Annotated in this window: 14 protein-coding genes and 1 tRNA gene; 6 read left to right on the top strand and 9 right to left on the bottom strand. The window is 69.4% G+C overall.

Going from position 1 to position 19774, the window contains the following annotated elements; translation table 11 throughout:
• The 4 genes from ABB33_RS15780 to ABB33_RS15765 all read right to left on the bottom strand — a co-directional run.
• The coding region (locus ABB33_RS15780; protein ID WP_152985130.1) for a transposase at window positions 1-129 on the bottom strand (129 nt) is incomplete at its 3' end.
• A 92-nt stretch (window positions 130-221) separates the two neighbouring features.
• Window positions 222-1739, bottom strand: coding sequence for a tyrosine-type recombinase/integrase (locus ABB33_RS15775; protein ID WP_056932708.1), 1518 nt, complete (start codon window positions 1737-1739; stop codon window positions 222-224).
• A 238-nt stretch (window positions 1740-1977) separates the two neighbouring features.
• Window positions 1978-3528, bottom strand: coding sequence for a sensor domain-containing diguanylate cyclase (locus ABB33_RS15770; RefSeq protein ID WP_056932707.1), 1551 nt, complete (start codon window positions 3526-3528; stop codon window positions 1978-1980).
• Window positions 3529-3680: 152 nt separating this feature from the next.
• Window positions 3681-3756 (bottom strand) — tRNA-Phe (locus ABB33_RS15765).
• Window positions 3757-3991: 235 nt separating this feature from the next.
• Between ABB33_RS15765 and ABB33_RS15760 the strand changes: the two genes are divergently transcribed.
• Window positions 3992-4531: a lipocalin family protein gene (locus ABB33_RS15760; RefSeq protein ID WP_054664959.1), complete on the top strand. Its 540-nt coding sequence runs from the start codon at window positions 3992-3994 to the stop codon at window positions 4529-4531.
• A 10-nt stretch (window positions 4532-4541) separates the two neighbouring features.
• Here ABB33_RS15760 and ABB33_RS15755 read toward each other — a convergent pair whose 3' ends face one another.
• The 5 genes from ABB33_RS15755 to ABB33_RS15735 form a co-directional block, all read right to left on the bottom strand.
• Window positions 4542-6002: an amidohydrolase gene (locus ABB33_RS15755; RefSeq protein ID WP_056932706.1), complete on the bottom strand. Its 1461-nt coding sequence runs from the start codon at window positions 6000-6002 to the stop codon at window positions 4542-4544.
• A gap of 11 nt (window positions 6003-6013) precedes the next feature.
• The gene (locus ABB33_RS15750; RefSeq protein ID WP_082595138.1) at window positions 6014-7834 is read right to left on the bottom strand and encodes an amidohydrolase family protein; all 1821 of its coding nucleotides are present in this window, start codon (window positions 7832-7834) and stop codon (window positions 6014-6016) included.
• Between the two features lie 15 nt (window positions 7835-7849).
• The gene (locus ABB33_RS15745) at window positions 7850-8860 is read right to left on the bottom strand and encodes a FecR family protein (protein ID WP_082595137.1); all 1011 of its coding nucleotides are present in this window, start codon (window positions 8858-8860) and stop codon (window positions 7850-7852) included.
• Window positions 8844-9431 (bottom strand): RNA polymerase sigma factor, encoded by a 588-nt coding sequence (locus ABB33_RS15740; RefSeq protein ID WP_054664952.1) that lies wholly within the window; start codon window positions 9429-9431, stop codon window positions 8844-8846. The genes ABB33_RS15745 and ABB33_RS15740 overlap by 17 nt, the downstream gene beginning before the upstream one ends.
• 61 nt (window positions 9432-9492) lie before the next feature.
• Complete coding sequence (locus ABB33_RS15735) at window positions 9493-12852, bottom strand: TonB-dependent receptor (RefSeq protein ID WP_198421450.1); 3360 nt, start codon at window positions 12850-12852, stop codon at window positions 9493-9495.
• A gap of 174 nt (window positions 12853-13026) precedes the next feature.
• Here ABB33_RS15735 and ABB33_RS15730 point away from each other — a divergent pair, with 174 nt between their 5' ends.
• From ABB33_RS15730 to bla, 5 genes are all read left to right on the top strand, one after another.
• The gene (locus ABB33_RS15730) at window positions 13027-13503 is read left to right on the top strand and encodes an LEA/WHy family protein (protein WP_054664949.1); all 477 of its coding nucleotides are present in this window, start codon (window positions 13027-13029) and stop codon (window positions 13501-13503) included.
• A gap of 37 nt (window positions 13504-13540) precedes the next feature.
• On the top strand, window positions 13541-15331 hold the full coding sequence (locus tag ABB33_RS15725) for an acyl-CoA dehydrogenase C-terminal domain-containing protein (protein WP_056932705.1): 1791 nt from the start codon (window positions 13541-13543) through the stop codon (window positions 15329-15331).
• 77 nt (window positions 15332-15408) lie between these two features.
• Window positions 15409-16074, top strand: a complete 666-nt coding sequence (locus ABB33_RS15720; protein WP_054664943.1) for an HNH endonuclease — start codon at window positions 15409-15411, stop codon at window positions 16072-16074.
• A 324-nt stretch (window positions 16075-16398) separates the two neighbouring features.
• A complete protein-coding gene (gene dxs, locus ABB33_RS15715) occupies window positions 16399-18309 on the top strand; it encodes a 1-deoxy-D-xylulose-5-phosphate synthase (protein WP_056932704.1) in 1911 nt (636 codons plus the stop codon).
• A gap of 397 nt (window positions 18310-18706) precedes the next feature.
• Entirely contained in the window at window positions 18707-19747 is a 1041-nt protein-coding gene (gene bla, locus ABB33_RS15710; RefSeq protein ID WP_056932703.1) for a class A beta-lactamase, read from the top strand.
• Window positions 19748-19774: the final 27 nt, after the last annotated feature.

Below are 19774 nucleotides of genomic sequence, written 5' to 3'. Positions count from 1 at the left end.
CCAGCCGTACAGTGTGTGCTTGGGAATCCCGATCCGGGAGGCTACGTCCACGACTGTAAAGCCGCGCTCGATTACCTGCTTCACCGCCTCTGCGCGGAACTCATCCGTGTACTGCTTGCTGTTGCCCATAAACACCTCGGTCATTGCCATCAATTATGGCGTCCGAGTGTCTACGAAAGGCTGGCCGGTCCAGTCTGCGGTTGTTGTGGTCATGGGCGTCTTCAGTCCTCGTCTGCTTCGGCAGCCACCGCCGCAGCCATCATCTTCCGCCGGAGCTTCGGGTTCTTCCTCATGGCAGCCTCCATCTGGGCGATTGCCTGCTCCATGGCCTCGGTGTCGTCCAGTGACAGGGCTTCGGCGGTCCGCTCCACTTTCCTCTTGCGCTTCTTCTCCAGCTCAAGGATTTCCGCGCCCACGTCTGCCGGCTTGGCGTGGTAGTAGCGCAGGGCCGTCCGCGTGTCCTTGTGGCCGCTGACCGACATCATCTTGGGCAGCTCCAGCCCGTCGTTCACCAGCTCGGACAACCGGGTGTGACGCAGGTCGTGGAGCGTAGGGATCTCGCCTCGATCATTGGGCGGCAGTCCAGCGCGTTCCCGTGCCCGCTTCCACGCCTGGTAGGCGGTACCACCCGGAAGGGGCTTCTTGTCGTCGGTAGGGCTGGGGAAGACCCACCCCGACCTGGGCGGCTTGGTCGGGTCTTCCAGCAGCGAGGCGATCGCCGCCACGGCCTCCGGATGCAGCGGGATGGTGCGAGCGTTGACCTCCCCCGGGACGGGGGTCTTGGTCTCGCGCAGGCCGGCGACCACCGCGTCCGTTCCCCAGCCCTTGATGTCCTCCCAGCGCAGCTTGCCAGGCTCACCCCGGCGCACTGCCGACCATCGCGAAAACAGAATGAAGGCCTTGGTCGTGGGGTGGGTGTTTTGGAGCGCCGCCCAGACCGTGTCCCATTCGTCCTCGCCCAGCGGGCGCTCTCGGCGCTTCCCGGGGTTCGGCTTCTTGTCCATGGCGCGGATCGGGTTGGGGATGTCCTCGAAGCCCCAGGCTGATCGTGCCCGGCGGTAGACGGCACTGATCACCGCCAGATGCCGCAGCTTGGTGGGGTCTTTGGCCTCCCCGCCCTTCTGGTCGCGCGACCGGGATGTCAGGCTGTCGGGCTTACCGTGGAAGTCGGACGGCTTGAGCCCGAGCACATCCCGCTTGAAGAACGTCCGGAAGAACGCCTGGTCTTCAACCACCTGCGCCTGGCGCTCCGGGGACAGAAACCGGGCCTTCCTGACCACGTCGATCCCCAGCCAACGCTCGACCCAGTTCAGTTCCTCCCGCCAGCCCTTCCGGTACTCCAGCCCGCGGGAGTAGGCCGGGATCTTCTTGAGCTCGGCCGCCGTGGCCTTCCGGCCAGGGGGCGGGATCAGGCCGTCTTTGTGGGGCAGCAGGACTTCCTTGCGGTACCGCTCCAGCCAGTGCCGCAGTTCCTGCTTCTCCGCCGTCTCGCTCATGGGCTTGCGGTGCGTGCGAATGGTCGCAAGCTCATTGGCCCGATAGGAGATGGCGCGCTGCAGGGCCGCCTCTTTGCTGTCAGGGTCGGCAGGGTCGAAGTCCTCCCGGCGGTTCTCCAGCTCCACCACCTCGCCGGTGTCGTCGTCCGTGTAGCGGACGCGAACCTGCCAGTAGGTGCCGCGGTCATAGATGCCAGGGTGGCGGGTCACCTTCCTGGGCTTGGGCTTGCGCGGTCGGGCCATGTGCCTGCCGGGGTTTCGGGCCGTCGAAAGGCCCGCTCTGTCTCAAGTTTGTCCCAAGCGCATGGCAACTTTCAATATATCCCTTGTTTTTAGCTGTCCTGAGCGCATCGTATGCCGCGTTCGCAATGACGAGGTCGGGAGTTCGATCCTCCCTGGCTCCACCAAACGGAAAACCCCGGGTATCCCCCGGGGTTTTTTCTTGCCCGGCCCCACGCCGGATGCGCGCATGCCGAGCCGTTCAGGCCGGCGGCGTGTAGATCTCCACCCGGTTGCGTCCGCCGCGCTTGGCCACGTAGAGCATCTCATCGGCGGTCTTGAACACGGTGGCGATGTCCTGGCTGCTTTCCGGCCAGGCGGACACGCCCAGCGAAACCGTGACCCGGTCGACCGGTGCCATGTTGGCGCGCTCGATCTGCAGGCGCAGGCGTTCGGCGACCTGCGCGGCGCTGGCCACCGAAGCGCCGGGCAACAGCAGCACGAACTCCTCGCCGCCCACCCGGCAGGGCGCGTCGTCCACCCGCGAGATGTCCTGCATGTGCATGGCCAGCTGCTTGAGCACCAGGTCGCCGACGTCGTGGCCCCAGGTGTCGTTGACCCGCTTGAAATGGTCGATGTCCAGCGACACCACCGCGAACGGCGTGGCCCGCTCCTGCAGTTCCTGCACCCGCGCCTGCAGATGGCGGCGGTTGCCCAGTCCGGTGAGCGGATCGGTGTTCACGTCCTCGCGCAGCTTGCTGATGCTCTTCTGGAACAGGCCGATGCCCAGCAGCATCGCCTTTTTCAGTTCGCGCGATTCGAAGTACCAGGAGCGCACCGAACGGATTCGCTGCGAAGTGCCGGGCTGGTCCATGTTGCGCGCACCGTAGGCCAGCATGCGCAGCGGGTGGGCGATGATGCGCGCGCACCACCACAGCAGCAGCACGGTGACCAGGGCCAGCGGCAGCGTCTTGACGAACACGGTGCGCATCAACGAGGTCAGCGGCGCCAGGGTGACATCGCGCGGACGCTGCGCGATCACGCCCCAGCCGGTGGCGGCGACCGGGGCATAACCGGCCAGCATGACCTTGCCCTTGCTGTTGACGATGGAGGCCGTGCCGCTGCCGCCACGGGTCACGTCGTCGACCGCCTGGTTGCCGGCCACCACCTTGCCGATGCGGCTCAGGTCGGGGTGGTAGATGATCCGCCCCTCGCTGTCGACCACGTACAGGTAGGAGCCGTCGTGGTAGAAGTGCTGGCCAAGCAGCCGGTCAAGGATGTTCTCCTTCTGCAGGTGGATGGCACCGCCGATCGCGCCGAGGAACCCGCCGCGCGGGTCGCGGATCGGGCTGACCATGAGCACGATGAAATTACCCGCCGCCGACAGGTAGGGCCGGCTGATCAGCGGCTGGCGCGAGCGGATCGACTCCCTGACCGCGGCGCTGGCGAGTACCTTGCCCTGCAGCTGCAGCGTTTCCGGCGAGGTCGCCAGCACCTTGCCGGTATTGTCGAAGATGACGATGGAATTGAAGCTCTTGCTGGTCAGCCGCAGGCGGGCGGCTTCCGTATCGAGCCGGGCCGGGTCGTCCATCTCATCGACCAGGAGCTGGGCGGTGTAGTCCAGCTGCAACTGCGCCGACTGCACGAAATCGTCAGTGCTCTTGGCCAGCTTGGTGGCGTACGCCAGGTTGCTTTCCAGGGTGCTGTCCAGCAGTTGCTGCCGTTGCACCTGGTAGCTGGCATGCAGCGTCTTGGCGAACGGAATGAAAGCACCCAGCAGGGCCAGTGCCAGTATCAGCTTGCGCAGGTCCATAGCCGTCGTTGCCCTCCCGCACCGGGATGAACGACTGACCGGGCCAGCGCCTGCAGGCGAAGGTTCCGGCGCCGCATGCCGGCACCTTCGCACAACCGGCGGCCATGCGTGCAGAAAAAAAGGCCTGCATTACTGCAGGCCTTTTGTATTCGTGGTGGCCGGGGAGGGAATCGAACCCCCGACACGGGGATTTTCAATCCCCTGCTCTACCAACTGAGCTACCCGGCCACTTTGTCTTCGCGACGTTCCCGCCGGCGAGGACGCGCATGATACGGAGGTCTTCCAGTTTCGGCAAGCGTTCCACACAAGTTTTTTTTCAGCGCCTGCAATCAGCCCGCGGCCGCGTGCCGATCGCGGCAGCCGCCGATTGACGCGCAGGCGCCGTGCCCCGCATCAACAAAACCTTTACTTCCCCGCCCGCGGCTTTGCATAGCCTGCATCCCAACCATGGAGGTCACGGACCATGCACCATCGCCTGCTCCTGTCGTTGCCCCTGTCGTTGCTGCTCGCCTCCGCCGCACAGGCGGCATCGCCGGTCGAATCGGTCGGGCGCTTCGAGCTGGACCGCTATGCCGGCCAGTGGCACGAGATCGCCCACCTGCCGGTGTCGTTCCAGAAGAAATGCGTGGCCGACATCACCGCCAGCTACCGGCTGCGCGCCGATGGCCGCATCAGCGTGCTCAACCGCTGCCGCACCAGCGACGGCGACATGATCGAAGCCGAGGGCGTCGCACGCCCGGTCAGCGGCCACCCGGGGCGCCTGCAGGTCCGCTTCGCACCGGACTGGCTGTCCTGGCTGCCGTGGGCGTGGGCCGATTACTGGGTGATCGCGCTGGATCCGGACTACCAGTGGGCGATGGTCGGCGAGCCGGGGCGCAGATACCTGTGGATCCTGTCGCGCACGCCGTCGATGGACGACGCCCTGCTCGAGCGGCTCAGGCGCCAGGCCACCGACATGGGCTACGACCTGGCGCCGCTGAAGGTGATGGCACCGGTCGACTGAGCGGTCGCGTTCATCGCGACGAAGGCTTGCGCCGGTAATCCAGCGGCGGCGCGTCGCGCTGCAGCAGCGGCACGTAGCGGAAGTCCGCGCCGCGCCGCTGGCCGAACTCGTCCCTGGCCTTGCCGACGATATCGGGCGACTGGAACAAGCGCACCGCGGCCAAGGCCAGCGCCTTGGCCGCGTTCAGCGCGCCCTTGGCGCCCACCGAGGCACCCGATGCGGCCACCGCCTGCCAACTGTGCGCCGGCGTGCCCGGCACCCAGGTGGCGGTGCCCAGGCCGGCGGTAGGCACGTTCCAGCTGACGTCGCCGACATCGGTCGACGCGCTGCCGGCCACGTCCGCGCGGTACGGCTGCAGCTGCATCGCCGCGTCCAGTGGCGGGCGCCGTTCCAGGCTCTGCTGCAGCGTCTGCGCGAAGGCCTGCTCCTTCGCGTCGTAGCGCACGCCGCCGACCTGCTCCAGCGCCGCCTGCATCACCTGCCCCAGGGTGTCGTTGGGCAGCAGCGAGAACACCCCGCCGGTCTGCTCGAACTCGACCGTGGTGCCGGTGCCCAGCGCCGCGCCGTCGGCTGCCCTGCGCAGGCGCGCGAACACCTCGCGCACCACCGCCGGATCGACATGGCGCACGTAGTAGTAGGCCTCGGCGAAATCCGGCACCACGTTCGGCGCGCTGCCGCCATTGCTGATCACGTAGTGGATGCGGGTCCCGTCGGGCACGTGTTCGCGCATCAGGTTGGCCATGTGGTTGAACGCCTCCACCGCATCGAGCGCGGAACGGCCACGCTCCGGCGCGATGGCCGCGTGCGCGGCGAGGCCGTGGAAACGGAACTTGCCGCTGATGTTGGCCAGGCTGGTGCCCTGCGCCGCCGAGTTCTCCGCGGCCGGGTGCCAATGCAGCACCACGTCCACGTCGTCGAACAGCCCGGCCCGGGCCAGGTAGACCTTGCCCGAACCACCCTCCTCGGCCGGCGTGCCGTACAGGCGCACCTCACCCGGCGTGCCGGTGGCCTGGAGCCACTGCGCGACGGCACGCGCGGCACCGACCGACGCGGCACCGAACAGGTTGTGGCCGCAGGCCTGGCCGGCATCCTGCCCATCGATCGGCAGGCGCACCGGCTCGGCCGCCTGCGCCATGCCCGGCAGCGCGTCCATCTCGGCCAGCAGCGCGATCACCGGGCCGCCGCCACGCGTGCCGGAGGAGGCGACGAATGCCGTCGACATGCCTGCCACTCCGGTCTCGATGCGGAAGCCCGCCTCGCGCAGTTCCTGCTGCAACAGGCGCGAGGAGCGCTCTTCCAGGTAGCCCAGTTCGGGTTGCCGCCACAATGCCTGCGCCACCTGCGCCTGGCGCGGCGCATAGGCGTCCAGCACCTGCAGCACGTCCGGCCCGGCGGCCCAGGCCGCCCCGGTGCCGCAGGCCAACAGCCCGGCACCCAGCCGGATACGGAACCACGCCCGCCTCGCGCCCATCGCCCGCACCCTCAGTAGAAGCCCACGTTGTCGATCTCGAACCACACCTTGCCGCCGGCCTCGCCGCCGGCGGAGAACACCAGTTGCTGCACGTCGTCGCCCTTCCATTCGGCTACCGGCCCCTTGCCGCGGTAGGGCGGTTGGCCCTGCAGCGCGGAGAACGGGATTTCAACGGTGCGCCATTGCGGCGCGGCATCGACCGGGGCGATGAACCGGCGGTCGCCCAGCGCCCTGGCCTCCAGCCGCAGCGCAGGCGTGCCGCCGCGTACGTCGAAGCGGATGCCGCGGTACGCGCGCAGGTCCACCGGGGCGACCGAGCCGCGGCTCAGCGGCAGGATCGCCGCGGCATACGCCGTGGGCTTGGTGGACAGCCGGGCCTGGACCGAGAGCGCCTTGCCGCCGGTCTCGCGGGCGACGGTTTCGCTGACCTGCACGGTGCGGTCGTTGCCGCCATCGGCTTCGTCGATGCGCAGCGTATCCAGCGTGGTGCGCCCGTCGGCGCGCTCGAAATCGTCGACCAGCGGCGCCACCGGCTGAGCCGGCAGCGACAGCGCGCGGTTGCCGGCCGGCAGTACCGTGCCCTGGCCGTGCACCTGGCGGCCGGCGACGTAGACCCGCTGCGTGTTGCGGATGTCGGCGATGCGCTCCCGTGGCCGCCCCTTCACCAGCAGCAGGTCGGCACGCTTGCCGACCTCGATGGTGCCGCGGTCGTCCACGCCCAGCGCGCGGGCGCTGTTGGCGGTGCCGGCGACCAGCGCTTCGGCCGGGGTCAGCCCCGCCTCGACCAGCAGCTCCAGCTCGCGCAGGGTCGATGCACCGTGCGGCGTGCCGGTCATGCCGGCGTCGGTCCCGACCACCACCGGGACGCCGGCATCGTGCAGGGTCTTCACGTTGCGCAGGGCATCGGCGAAGTTGCGCTCGCGTTGCCGCAGCACCTCCGGGCGGGTGCCCGCGGCACCGCTGCCATCCACGCGCGCGGGCAGGTACACCGCCAGCGACGGCGCATAGGCGGTGCCATGCTCGCGCATCAGCTGCACCAGTTCGCCGTCCACCGGCATGTCCTGCACGCTATGCGCGATCACGTCCACGCCGGCGCGCGCGGCGACCTTGCCACGCTTGACCATCACCGTGTGCGAGAACACCTTCAGGCCGTGCCTGTGCGCCTCGTCCACCAGCGCGGCCAGGGTCTCCTCGTCCATGCTGCTGTTGTCGGCGGCGTTGGAATAGCGCCAGCCGTCGGTGAAGGCCTTGATGAAGTCCGGCCTGTAGGCGGCCACGGCACGCACGCCGGCGCGCGCGGCCTCCGGCGAATTCACCCAGCGGGTGGTGTTCTCGTCGCCCCAGTCGGCACCGTGGCCGAGCGGCGTGCTCATGCGCGCGGCGAACTTCACGTCCGGCGCGGCGATGTCGGCCAGCCACGCGCGGCGCGGCGCATACGCTTCCGGCGGCTCGTGGAAATCGCTGACGGTGGTGACGCCGGCGGCCATGTACAGGTTGGCGATCTGCGGCAGCTCGGCCGGGCGCGCATTGGGCGTCCAGTGCGTGTGCAGGTCGAACAGCCCCGGCAGCAGCGCCTGGCCGCGGGCGTCGACCACGCGCGCGCCCTTGGGCGCTGCCAGCGCCTGCCCGGCAGCGGCGATGGCCGCGATGCGGCCGTCCCGTACCAGCACGCTGCCCGGATACGCCGGGCGACCGGTGCCGTCGAACACCATGGCACCGCGGATCAGCAGCGCGCTGTCGGCGGAAGTGGCGGCCACGCTGGCCTGCCCGGTGGACAGCAGAAGCGCGGTGAGCAAGGCGAGCGCGCGGGTGCGGCGGGGGTTCATGTTCATGGGTTCAATCCAGAGTCATTGCATGGAATGCGCCGCGTGCGGCGCGCTCTCCGGGGTGCGCAGGCGCACGACCTTGCCCTGCTGCTCGACCACCAGCCCCAGGCTCAGGGCGACGCTGCGGGCGAAGCCCAGCGGGTCGCTGGCCGAGTACAGGCCGACGATGCGGCGGCTGCCGACCACCGGGTCGTCGATGACGATGCGGGTATCGCTGTAGCGCAGGAACTGCGCGGCCGCCACCGACAGCGTGTCGCCATTGAAGGACAACATGCCCTCGCGCCAGGCCAGCTGCTGTTCCAGGTCCTCGGCGGGCACGGCCTCGATGCGGATGCCGTGGCTGCGGTTGGCCAGCGCGCGGTAGTTGGCCAGCAGCCGCGCCGGTGCCACCGCGCCCTGGGTATCGGCCACGTCCACCACGCCCTCGCGCACCAGCACCTCGACACCGCCGCTGCGGCGCTCGTTGAGGCTGACCGCGAAACTGGTGCCCACCGCGGTGACGTCGGTCTCCTGCGCACGCACCACGAACGGGCGGCCGGGATTCTTGGCCACGTCGAACAGCGCTTCGCCCTGCAGCAGGGTGATGCTGCGCCGCTCACCGGTGTAGTGCACGCGCACCTGCGAGTCCGAATCCAGGGTGATCGCCGAGCCATCCTCCAGCGGCACCCGCAGGATCTCGCCCCGGCGCGTGGCGTAGTACTCGGCGTCGTCGTGCTGGCGGTGCACGCCGATCGCCAGCAGGCTCAGTACCGCCGCCATGCCGGCCGCCCAGCGCAGCACCCGCCGCGCACGCCGGAAGCGCGGCGGCGCAGGATCGGCGGCGATCGCGGCCGTGCCATTGGACAACGCACGCGCACGCGCGGTGCGCGCCAGCACGGCGTGGGCCCGCGCATAGGCACCGAAGTGGCGCACATCGGCCTGCAGCCAGGCATCGCGCGCCATCGCATCGCCGGCGGACAGCGGCGCCCGGTCCTCGCGCGCGACCCAGGCCGCGGCGATATCGTCGATGGTGCGTTCATCGTGTGCGCGCATGGCGTGTTCCTCCTGCTCCGAGCCGTTCCCTGCCCTCTTCCGCGTCCTTCCCGTCGCGCTTCATCGAATCCATCAATACCCGGATTCCCTTGCAGATGTGTTTCTCCACGGTGTTCTCGCTGATCTGCATCCGCTGGGCGATCTCGCGCTGCGAGTAGCCCTCGACCCGGCGCAGGACGAAAGCCTGCCGGCATTTGTCCGGCAGGCTGTCGATCAATGCGCCGATCCGTGCCAGCTCCTGCCGCGAGGACGCGGTGCGTTCCGGACACGCCTCCTCGCCGCCGATGGCCACCCGCTCGATCTCGGCCACGGCCTCGATCGACACCACCTGCGCGCGCCGCAGCTGCTGCAGCACCACCGACTGCGCCACCGAATACACGTAGGCGCGCGGCTGGCGCACGTGCGACACGTCCGCCATCGCCGCCAGGATGGCGTAGGTCTCCTGGATCACGTCGTCCACGTCCTGGCGCACCGGCAAGCGCCGCTGCAGCCAGTCGCGCAGGGCCGGCTCGCACGGCAGCACGTGCTCGGCGAGCCACAACGAACGCTCCGCCGCCAGTGCCGCGCTCATCGCGGCACCCCCGCGGTGCCCGGCACCTGCCGGGCGTTTTCACGGACAACGCCCGGGGTCATCAGAACGCCTTGGTCACATTGACGTACCAGTACCGCGGATAGGCCTGGTACACGGCCGAGGAATAGCCGAACGCGTCGCTGGACACCGGCGGCCGCTTGTTGGCCAGGTTGTTGGCGCCCACCTTCAGCGACAGTCCGTCCACCCAGCCATCGCCCCTGAAGTCGTACTTGACGAAGGCGTTGGCCAGGGTCTGCGACTTCACCGTCCACGGCGTGCCGTCGGCCAGCACCAGTCCGTTCTCGACGAACGAGCTGCTGTAGCGCGCGCTGGCGCCGACCGACACCTGCTGGTAGCGCCAGGTGAGCGTGCCGGACCACTTCCACTGCGGGTTGCCGCCGTTGCCGATCAGGTTGCCGCCGCCGGTGACCCGGATCGACGGATCGACCAGACCGCTGCCCTTGGCGTCTTCCAGTGCCTGCAGTGCCGGCGAGCGCTGGCGGTAGAACTCGATCAGGCGGGTGCCGTTGAGCGACACGTCGAAACGCCCGGCGCGGGTTTCCGGCGAGGCCCAGCTGAAGCTGTAGTCCACGCCGCGCACGGTCTGCGGCTCGAGGTTGACGTACTGGTCCCTGACGTAGAGCACCTTGCCCGCGGCCTCCAGGCCGGTACCGGCGTAGCGCGCGATGTCGTCGGCGGTGGGGTCGGCGCGCACCACGTCGGCGTTGCTGCTGCCCTGCTGGCGCAGCACGTAGTCCAGGATCAGCGCGTTGCCCTCGCCGAACAGGCCGATGATGCCTTCCTGCGCGTACTTGTAGTAATCCACCGCGAAGGTGAAGCGGCCGAAGTTCTCTGGGATGAACTGCGGCTGGAACACGATGCCGGCGCTGGTGTTGGTCGAGGTTTCCGGCTTCAGGTCCGGGTTGCCCGAACGGCGCGCGGTGGTCGAGGCGGTGTAGCCCTTGCAGGCCGCCATCGAAGCCTGCGCGCCGCTGCGCACGTCGGCCAGGCACTGGACCCAGTCGGTGCGGCTGTTGGAGCGGCTGACCATGGTCGCGTTGACCTGCTCCAGGTTCGGCGCGCGGAAGCCCTTGGCCCAGGACGAGCGCACGGTCAGGCCGTCGATGATCTGCCAGCCCAGCGCCAGCTTCGGCTTGGCCACGCTGCCGAAGTCGTTGTAGCGCTCGGCGCGGCCGGCCACCTGCAGGTCCAGCGAACGCACCAGCGGGATGTCCATCCCCGGCGAGACCAGCGGCACCGAGAACTCGGCGAACACGCCGGCGACGGTACGCGAACCATAGGTATCCGGGGTCGGGCTGACGCCGTACATGTCGCTCGGGTACTGGATGCCGGTGATCGCATCGGTGAAGGTCAGCGAACCGTCGACGTGGGCATCGCGGTCGTCGCGCTGGGTCTCATGACGCACTTCCAGGCCGGTCGCCATGCCGACGTCGCCGGCCCAGGTGCGGAACAGGTCCGGACGCGATGCCTTGACGTCCCACAGGTACAACTCGGTCTCACTCTGGCGCCTGGCCTTGTAGAAGAACCGGTCCAGTTTGCTCCAGTCGTTGCAGCCGCCGCAGAACGGGTTGTAGGCCGCCGACGTCGAATCGGCCAGCGCCTGCTGGAACAGGGTCATGCTCACCGCGTCCTGGGTATCCTCGACCTTGGCCTTGGAGTACAGCGCCGCGCTTTCCCAGTCGAAACCGAAGTGGTAGCCGCGCAGGCCGGCCAGTGCGCGCACCTGGGTGTTCTTGACCTCGATCCGGGTCGGGCGCTCGAAGCGATAGCTGGTGATGGTCACCGGCAGGCCATCGGCGCCGATGTTCAGGCCCTGCAGCCGGTTCGGGTTGAGCGTGCCGTCGGGCAGGTACACCGCGCCGAACGGATTCCAGTAATTGCTGGCGGCCACCGTCATCGGCAGCGAGGAAATGGTGTTCACGCCGTTCTGCAGGCTGTAGGCGCGCGAGTCGTACAGGCCGGCCTCGCTGAACAGCGAGATGCCGTTCTCGAAATCGTGCTTGCCGGTGGCGAACACGTTGATGCGGCGCACGTCCGGCGCGATCGACACCGGGTACAGCGACTGGTGGTTGTCGCGCAGGTTGGCGTCGGCACCCGAGGTGGCCTTGCTGCCGGACTGCATGCACAGGCCGTCGCCGAGGGTCGCGCCGCAGTTGCCGTTGCTGGTCGGCTTGACGTGGAACGCGCCGGCGGCGGTGGTCAGCCACTTGCCGTTCTGCGACACGCGCGCGCCGTTGGCGGTGAAGTTGCCCCACGGGCTGTTGGTATTGCGGTTGTCCACCCCGGCCAGGCCTGCGTACGGGGTACCGGCGAAGTCGTCGATGCGGTTGCCGCTGCGGGTCCAGTCCTGGTCCAGCGAGTTCAGGCCGGTGGTGTTGTAGTAGTTGAAGGCGATGGTGACGTTGGAGCGCAGGTCCTGTGAGTTCCTGCCCCACATGCCGTTGACCGACACGTCGCTCAGGTGGGTGCCCTCGCCCACGCCCTTCTGCACGCTCAGGGTGCCGCCATCCATGTCGTCGCGCAGCACGTTGTTGACCACGCCGGCCACCGCGTCGGTGCCGTAGATCGCGGCGGCGCCATCGAGCAGCACCTCGACCCGGCGCAGGTTGGCCACCGGCACGGTATTGGCGTTGTAGGTCAGCACCGGCACCAGGTTGCCGTCGGCCTGGCTGGTCGGGTGCACCACGGTGCGGCGGCCGTTGATCAGCAGCAGCGTGTTGCCCACGCCCAGCCCGCGCAGGTTGACCGAGGCGATGTCGCCGCGCGCGTAGTTGGAGCTGTTGCCGCCATTGGTGCCGCTGAAGGACACATTGCCCATCTGCGGGATGGAGCGGTACAGGTCGTCGCCGGAGACCGCGCCGGTGGCCTCGATCTGCTCGGCCTGCAGGGTCGCCACCGGCAGGATCGCCGCCGACTTGCTGCCCTTGATCTGGCTGCCGACCACGGTGATCTGGTCCAGCGTGTTGACCGGCCCGCTGGCCGGCGTCTCCTGCGGCGCCGCGGCCACCGGCTCCGGCTCGGTGGCCTGCGCCACGGCCAGCCCGCCCAGCCCGCCCAGCGAAGCGAGCATCGGCGTGGCGGCACGCAGGGTGATGGTACGGCCGTCGTCCGAGGCGACCGCCAGCCCGGTGCCGCTGAGCAGGCGGTTCAATGCCTGCCGCGGATCCATCTGCCCCTTCAGCTGCCCGACCTCGATCCGCCCCTCGTCGCCCATGGCGGCCGGCGCGATGATCTGCAGGCCCGCCTGGCGTGCGAATTCAGGCAGCACCTCCTCGATGCGGCCACCGTTGATATCGAACTGCGGCGGTGCGGCCAGCGCCGGCATGGCCACGCACAGCGCGGTGGCGGCCAGGCCGCCACGGATCGCGCTTGCCAGCGGCAACAACTTGAATGAACGCATTGATCAACCCCTCTCCGGTATATGCGAATGCGGCGACGCTGTCGGTCCCCTCACATGCCTAGATGAGCCTGCGCGGAAGTTCCGCCATCGGCCGCACCATCGCCCCCCGGCCATGCCCGCCATACGGCGTAGTATCCTTTGGCCAACCCCTCCGGATCCCGAGGACCGAGCAGTATGCGTTTTCGCCCACAGTACGTCCTGACCGCAGTTCTCAGCCTCACCCTCGCCGCATGCGGCGGCGGCATGGTGAAGCGGGTTTCTGAACCCGCCGCCGGCATCCAGCAGCTCACCGTCGCCAACGACGGCAGCTGGGACGTGGAGCTGCGCCTGCGCAACTACAGCTCGATGCCGATGCGCTTCGACGACGTGTCCCTGCGGATCAAGGTCGGCGACGAAGCCGCCGGCACCCTGAACGCCGCCCCGGGGCTGTCCATCGGCCCCGAATCGGCCGACGTGATCAAGGTCCGCCTGCAGCCGGCCTCGCCGGCCCGCATCGTCGTGGCCGACGCCCTGGCCGGCGGCCGCTCGCTGTTCTACGAACTGGAAGGCACGGTCAAGGCCACGCCCGAAGAAAAGAAGCAGCGCAGCTTCGAGGTGAAGGCGCGCAACACCCTGAACCAGGCACCGGGCCTGCCTGGCGTGCTGCGCTGACCCGCCTCCCCTTTCCGTTCCAGCAGAGATCGCACCGATGAGCAACTACAAGGCACCCGTTACCGACCTCCGTTTCGCCCTGCACGACGTGCTCAAGGCCGAGTCGCTGTTTGCCGCGATGGGCCACGCCGACGCCAGCGCAGACGTCATCGACGCCGTGCTCGAGGAAGCCGGCCGCTTCAGCGCCAGCGTGCTGGCACCGCTGAACGCGGCAGGCGACCAGCATGGCTGCACGCTGGACAAGGCGACCGGCGAGGTCACCACCACCCCGGGCTTCCGCGAGGCCTATGCGCAGTTCGTCGAAGGCGGCTGGACCGGCCTGACCGCCGCGCCGGAGTTCGGCGGCCAGGGCATGCCGGAGACGCTGGGCATGGCGCTGAGCGAGATGGTGTCCTCGGCCAACCTGGCCTGGAGCCTGTTCCCGATGCTGTCGCACGGCGCGGTCGAAGCGCTCAGGCACTATGGCGAGGACTGGCAGAAGGAAGCCTTCCTCAAGCCGCTGGTGGCCGGCACCTGGACCGGCACCATGTGCCTGACCGAGCCGCATGCCGGCACCGACCTGGGCCTGCTCAAGACCCGCGCCGAGCCCAACGCCGATGGCAGCTACGCCATCACCGGCACCAAGATCTTCATTACCGCCGGCGAGCACGACCTGAGCGAGAACATCGTCCACCTGGTGCTGGCCAAGCTGCCCGACGCCCCGCCCGGGCCGAAGGGCATCTCGCTGTTCGTCACCCCCAAGTACAAGGTCGGCCGCGACGGCGCGATGGGCGAGCGCAATGCCCTACGCTGCGGTGCGCTGGAACACAAGATGGGCATCCACGGGTCGTCCACCTGCGTGATGAACTTCGACGGCGCCCAGGGCTACCTCGTCGGCCAGCCGCACAAGGGCCTGCAGGCGATGTTCGTGATGATGAACTCCGCCCGCCTCGGCGTCGGCATCCAGGGCCTGGCGCAGTCCGAGCGCGCCTACCAGGGCGCCCTGGCCTATGCCCGCGAGCGCCTGCAGTCGCGCGCGCCCAAGGGGCCGCAGCTGGCCGACAAGCCGGCCGATCCGATCATCGCCCAGCCCGACGTACGCCGCATGCTGCTGTCGATCAAGGCGCTGACCGAGGGCGGCCGGCTGCTCGCCGCGCACGCCTACACCCAGCTCGACGCCGCGCAGAGCGCCGGTGACGCGCAGGTGCGCGCCGATGCCGAGACCCTGGTCAGCTTCCTCACGCCCATCGTCAAGGCGTGCCTGACCGAATGGAGCATCGAGTCCACCTACAACGCGCAGCAGTGCTTCGGCGGCCACGGCTATATCGCCGAGCACGGCATGGAGCAGCTGGCCCGCGACGCCCGCATCACCACCCTGTACGAAGGCACCACCGGCATCCAGGCGCTGGACCTGATCGGCCGCAAGACCGCCATGTCGCAGGGTGCGGGGCTGAAGCTGTTCCTGGCCGAGATCGAGGCGTTCATCGCCGCCAATGCCGGCAATGCCGCCGTCACCGAATTCCTGCCGGTGCTCGGCGCCAGGGCGCGCGAATGGGGCCAGCTCACCAGCGCCGTCCTGCAGCGCGCGGCCGCCAACCCGGAAGAACTGGGCGCGGCCAGCTGGGACTATCTGTTCTACAGCGGCTACGTCGCCCTGGCCTACTGGTGGGCGCGCGCAGTGGCCGCGGCGCAGGAATCCACCCACCCGCAGGCCTTCAGGCAGGCCAAGCTGGAAACCGCGCGCTTCTACTACGCGCGCATCCTGCCGCGCACCCTGGCCCATGCCGCCAGCATTGAGAGCGGCGCCGAGCCGCTGATGGCCATGGACGCCGCGCGCTTCGGCGAGTGAGCCCGGCCCGGCCGCCATCGACGATGGCGGCCGGGTTTACACAAACTGTCACGCTTCGTGTATAAGCTGTTTTCCCGATGGAGACAGACACTACACCGCGTGGTCTGATCGATACCGGAGTCGCCGCATCCGCTCCGGACGTGGAGTTTTCGCTCCCGCCCTCCCTGCACCGCCTCGGTTCCGTGCGACTGCTGTCGCTGGATGCGCATGGCCGCGTACTCGACTGGATCAACTGGCAGGAGGCCTCCTGCCTCTATGCCCGCGGCGCGGTGGCATGGACCCTGGGCGATCCCTGCCTGCACGTGCATGGCGCCATCAACCGCGCCAGCGGCCTGCGCAGCGGCCTGGACCTGCACCCGATCATCGCCTCGCGCGGCCATGCCCGCTCGCGCGCCATCGACCCGACCCCCAACCTCACCAATACCGCGCTGTTCGCCCGCGACGCCCAGTTGTGCCTGTACTGCGGCCAGCAGTTCAGCCGCCCGCACCTGACCCGCGACCACGTGATGCCGCTGTCCAAGGGCGGCCGCGACATCTGGGAAAACGTGGTCAGCGCCTGCTTCCAGTGCAATTCGCGCAAGAGCAACCGCACCCCGCAGCAGGCCAACATGCCGCTGCTGGCGGTCCCGTACCGGCCGAGCTGGATCGAGCACCTGATCCTGTCCAACCGCAACATCCTGGCCGACCAGATGGCGTTCCTGAAGGCACAGCTGCCGAAGAAGGCGTTGCGACGCAGCGCCTGACCCCGCGCAACAGCGGCCAGCCCATGCCCGTTGCGCGCGGCACGGCTCCATTCACCCGGCCCGACCCGCCGGCCGCCATGCCGGCACCGTTGCCCCCGGCGCGCCCAGCCACCGCCGCCGCCGTAGCGCGGCAGCGGTGAACCGCCGGCGCTTGTGCCCGGGCGCGGAAAAGCGCGCACGCCACCAGAACGCCCCCGGCACAAGCTGAACCACGCCCGCATCCACGCCCCGGAAGTCCCCATCGGCGGCCCGCGCCACCGGCGGTTTGCTTGCCCCACCCCGGAATGGGGGCGAAAATACCGGTCCGGCTGAAACGCGAAGAAAATGATCGACTCCGTCCGCTATCCGCGCCTGTCGCGCATCCAGACCCCGCACGACCTGCGCGCGTTCGATGAAACCGAACTGACCGCGGTCGCCGGCGAGCTGCGCGATTACCTGATCGAATCCGTGGGCCGGAGCGGCGGCCACTTCGCCGCCGGGCTGGGCGTGATCGAACTGACCGTCGCCCTGCACTACCTCTACGACACCCCGGTCGACCAGCTGGTGTGGGACGTGGGCCACCAGACCTACCCGCACAAGATCCTCACCGGCCGCCGCGACACCATCCACACGGTCAAGCAGAAGGATGGCGTGGCGCCGTTCCCCAAGCGCGAGGAAAGCGAGTACGACACGTTCGGCGTCGGCCATTCCTCGACCTCGATTTCCGCCGCGCTCGGCATGGCCATCGCCCGCCAGCGCCAGGGCGACGAGCGCCGGATGGTGGCGGTGATCGGCGACGGCGCGATGACCGCAGGCATGGCGTTCGAGGCGCTGGCGCATGCCGGCGGCATGGACGAGGAGCCGAACGTGCTGGTCATCCTCAACGACAACAACATGTCCATCTCCGAGGCGGTGGGCGGGCTGACCAAGATGCTCGGCCGCGCCACCGCCAGCCGCACCCTCAACGCGTTGCGCGAGGGCGGCAAGAAGATCCTCGGCGACAAGCGCCACAGCCCGCCGGCGCGCTTCGTCAAGCGCTGGGAAGAGCAGTGGAAGGGCATGTTCGTGCCCTCCACGGCGTTCGAGCAGATGGGCTTCCACTACACCGGCCCGATCGACGGCCACGACCTGCCGCTGCTGCTGTCCACGCTCAAGACCCTCAGGGGCAAGAAGGGGCCGCACCTGCTGCACATCATGACCACCAAGGGCAAGGGCTACGAGCCGGCCGAAGGCGACCAGATCGGCTACCACGCCGTCGGCCCGTTCGACCCGAGCAAGGGCCTGCCAGCCAAGAGCGCGCCGAAGAAGCCGACCTACACCGACGTGTTCGGCGACTGGCTGTGCGATGCCGCCGCCGCCGAGCCGCAGCTGATGGGCATCACCCCGGCGATGCGCGAGGGCTCGGGCCTGGTGCGTTTCAGCCGTGAATACCCGCAGCGCTATTTCGACGTGGCCATCGCCGAGCAGCACGCGGTGACCCTGGCCGCGGGCATGGCCACCCAGGGCGCCAAGCCGGTGGTGGCGATCTATTCCACCTTCCTGCAGCGCGCCTACGACCAGCTGGTGCACGACGTCGCCATCCAGGACCTGGACGTGCTGTTCGCCATCGACCGTGCCGGCGTGGTCGGCCCGGACGGCGCCACCCATGCCGGCAACCTCGACTTGAGCTTCCTGCGCTGCGTGCCGAACATGCTGGTGATGGCCCCGGCCGACGAAGCCGAATGCCGGCAGATGCTCAGCACCGGCCTGCAGTACAAGGGCCCGGCGGCGGTGCGCTACCCGCGTGGCACCGGCCCGGGCGTAGCCCCGGGCGTCGATCTGTCCCCCCTGCCGGTCGGCAAGGCTCAGCTGCGCGCGCAGGGCCAGCGCCTGGCCATCCTCGCGTTCGGTTCGACCGTGGCCGCCGCCGAGCAGGTCGGCCGCGAGCTCGGCCTGACCGTGGTGAACATGCGTTTCATCAAGCCGCTGGACCGGACCCTGCTGCTCGAACTGGCCCGCACCCACGAGGGGTTCGTCACGGTCGAGGACAACGTGGTCGCCGGCGGTGCCGGCTCGGGCGTGTCCGAACTGCTCAACGCCGAAGCCATCGTCATGCCGGTGCTGCACCTGGGCCTGCCGGACAGCTTCCAGCACCATGCCAGTCGCGAAGACCTGCTGGCCGAAGCCGGCATCGACGCGGCCGGCATCCGCGACGCCATCCTCCGGCGCTGGCCCGACGCGCGCACCCCGGCCACCGCGATGAGCGTGGCCGGCTGACCGGCGGCGGCGTGCCCGCCGCCGGGCTCGCGTCGGCCACACCGCTCCGGCGCTTGCCGGCAGGAGGCGCCCGACATGCCCATCGCCGCCCCGCGCCCCGCATGGCGCCACCGATCCGCACCGCCTGACACGAACGCCGCAGCGTAGCTGCCCTCCCCCCTGCGGCGACGACAGGGCGCTGGCATGCAGGCCGGATCCATGCATTGCAGGCACGAGCCAGGCCCTGCCGCAACGGCTGCCAGGCCGCCGATCCCCGATCGCTGCCTGGAAGAAGACGCATTGAAGGCCACCCGCCGGCGAGTGGCCTTCGCTACGCCCGGGGGTGCCGCGCGGCTCCGCCATGCCGTTACCATGCCGGTCGCGCTTTCACATCCGTTCCGTTGCCAGAGGATCTTTCATGACCGTCCGCGTCCGTCGTTCCCCGCACCCGCGCCTGCAGGCGTCCCTGCTGGCCTCGGCCCTGCTGCTGGGCAGCCTGTGGGCTACGCCGGCACCGGTCCTGGCGCGGCCGGCGCAAGCGCAGACGACCGCGCTGCAGGCCGAGGCCGAGCGCCTTGCGGCGCAGCTGCCGGGCGACGTCGGCGCGGCGCTGGTGCACCTGGAAAGCGGCCGCGCGGTCTACCTCAACGCCGACCAGCCGCTGCCGATGGCCAGCACCATGAAGGTGCCGGTGGCGGTGCACATCCTCAAACTGGTCGACGAAGGCAAGCTGGGCCTGCAGCAGCAGGTGCTGCTGGGGCCGGAGGACATCTACCCCGACATGGGCGGGCCGATGGACACCCACCTCAGCGCCGGTTCGGCCATCACCATCCGCGACCTGCTGCACATGATGATCACGGTCAGCGACAACAACGCCACCGACATCCTGGTGCGCACCGGCGGCGGCCCCGAAGCGGTGCAGCAGCGCATGCGCGCGCTGGGCGTCGATGGCCTGCGCGTGGACCGCTACATCTGGGAGCTGCTGGCCAACTATTACGGTGATGCCGCCTCGCACGCGCGTCCGCTGGGGCCGGCCGCCTACGGCGAGCTGTCGCGCAGCGAGCGCAGCCAGGAGCAGCGGCGCACCAACATGGACGCCTGGAACGCCGATCCGCGCGATACCAGCAGCGCCCGCGCCATGGCGCAGCTGCTGCAGCGCACATGGAAGGGCGAGATCCTGTCGCCGGCCTCGACCGCCGTATTGCAGCAGATCATGCTCGACACCCGCACCGGCAGCGCGCGGCTGCGGGGCATGCTGCCCAGCGGCACGCCGGTGGCGCACAAGACCGGCACCGTCGGCGATGTGATCAACGACGTCGGTGTGATCGAACTGCCCAATGGCCGCGGCCACGTGGTGGCGGCGGTGTTCATCCGCTCGCGCGCCTCCAGCGAAGCGCGCGATGCCGCCATTGCCCAGTTGGCACGCGCCGCGCACGACTACTACCTGTTCGTGCCGTGATCGTACGGGCGCGCCGGCCGGCGCGCC

Source organism: Stenotrophomonas acidaminiphila (assembly GCF_001431595.1).
Taxonomy (GTDB): domain Bacteria; phylum Pseudomonadota; class Gammaproteobacteria; order Xanthomonadales; family Xanthomonadaceae; genus Stenotrophomonas; species Stenotrophomonas acidaminiphila.
The sequence above is the reverse complement of the archived record's forward strand: the minus strand, read 5'-3'. Positions and strand labels throughout refer to the sequence as shown.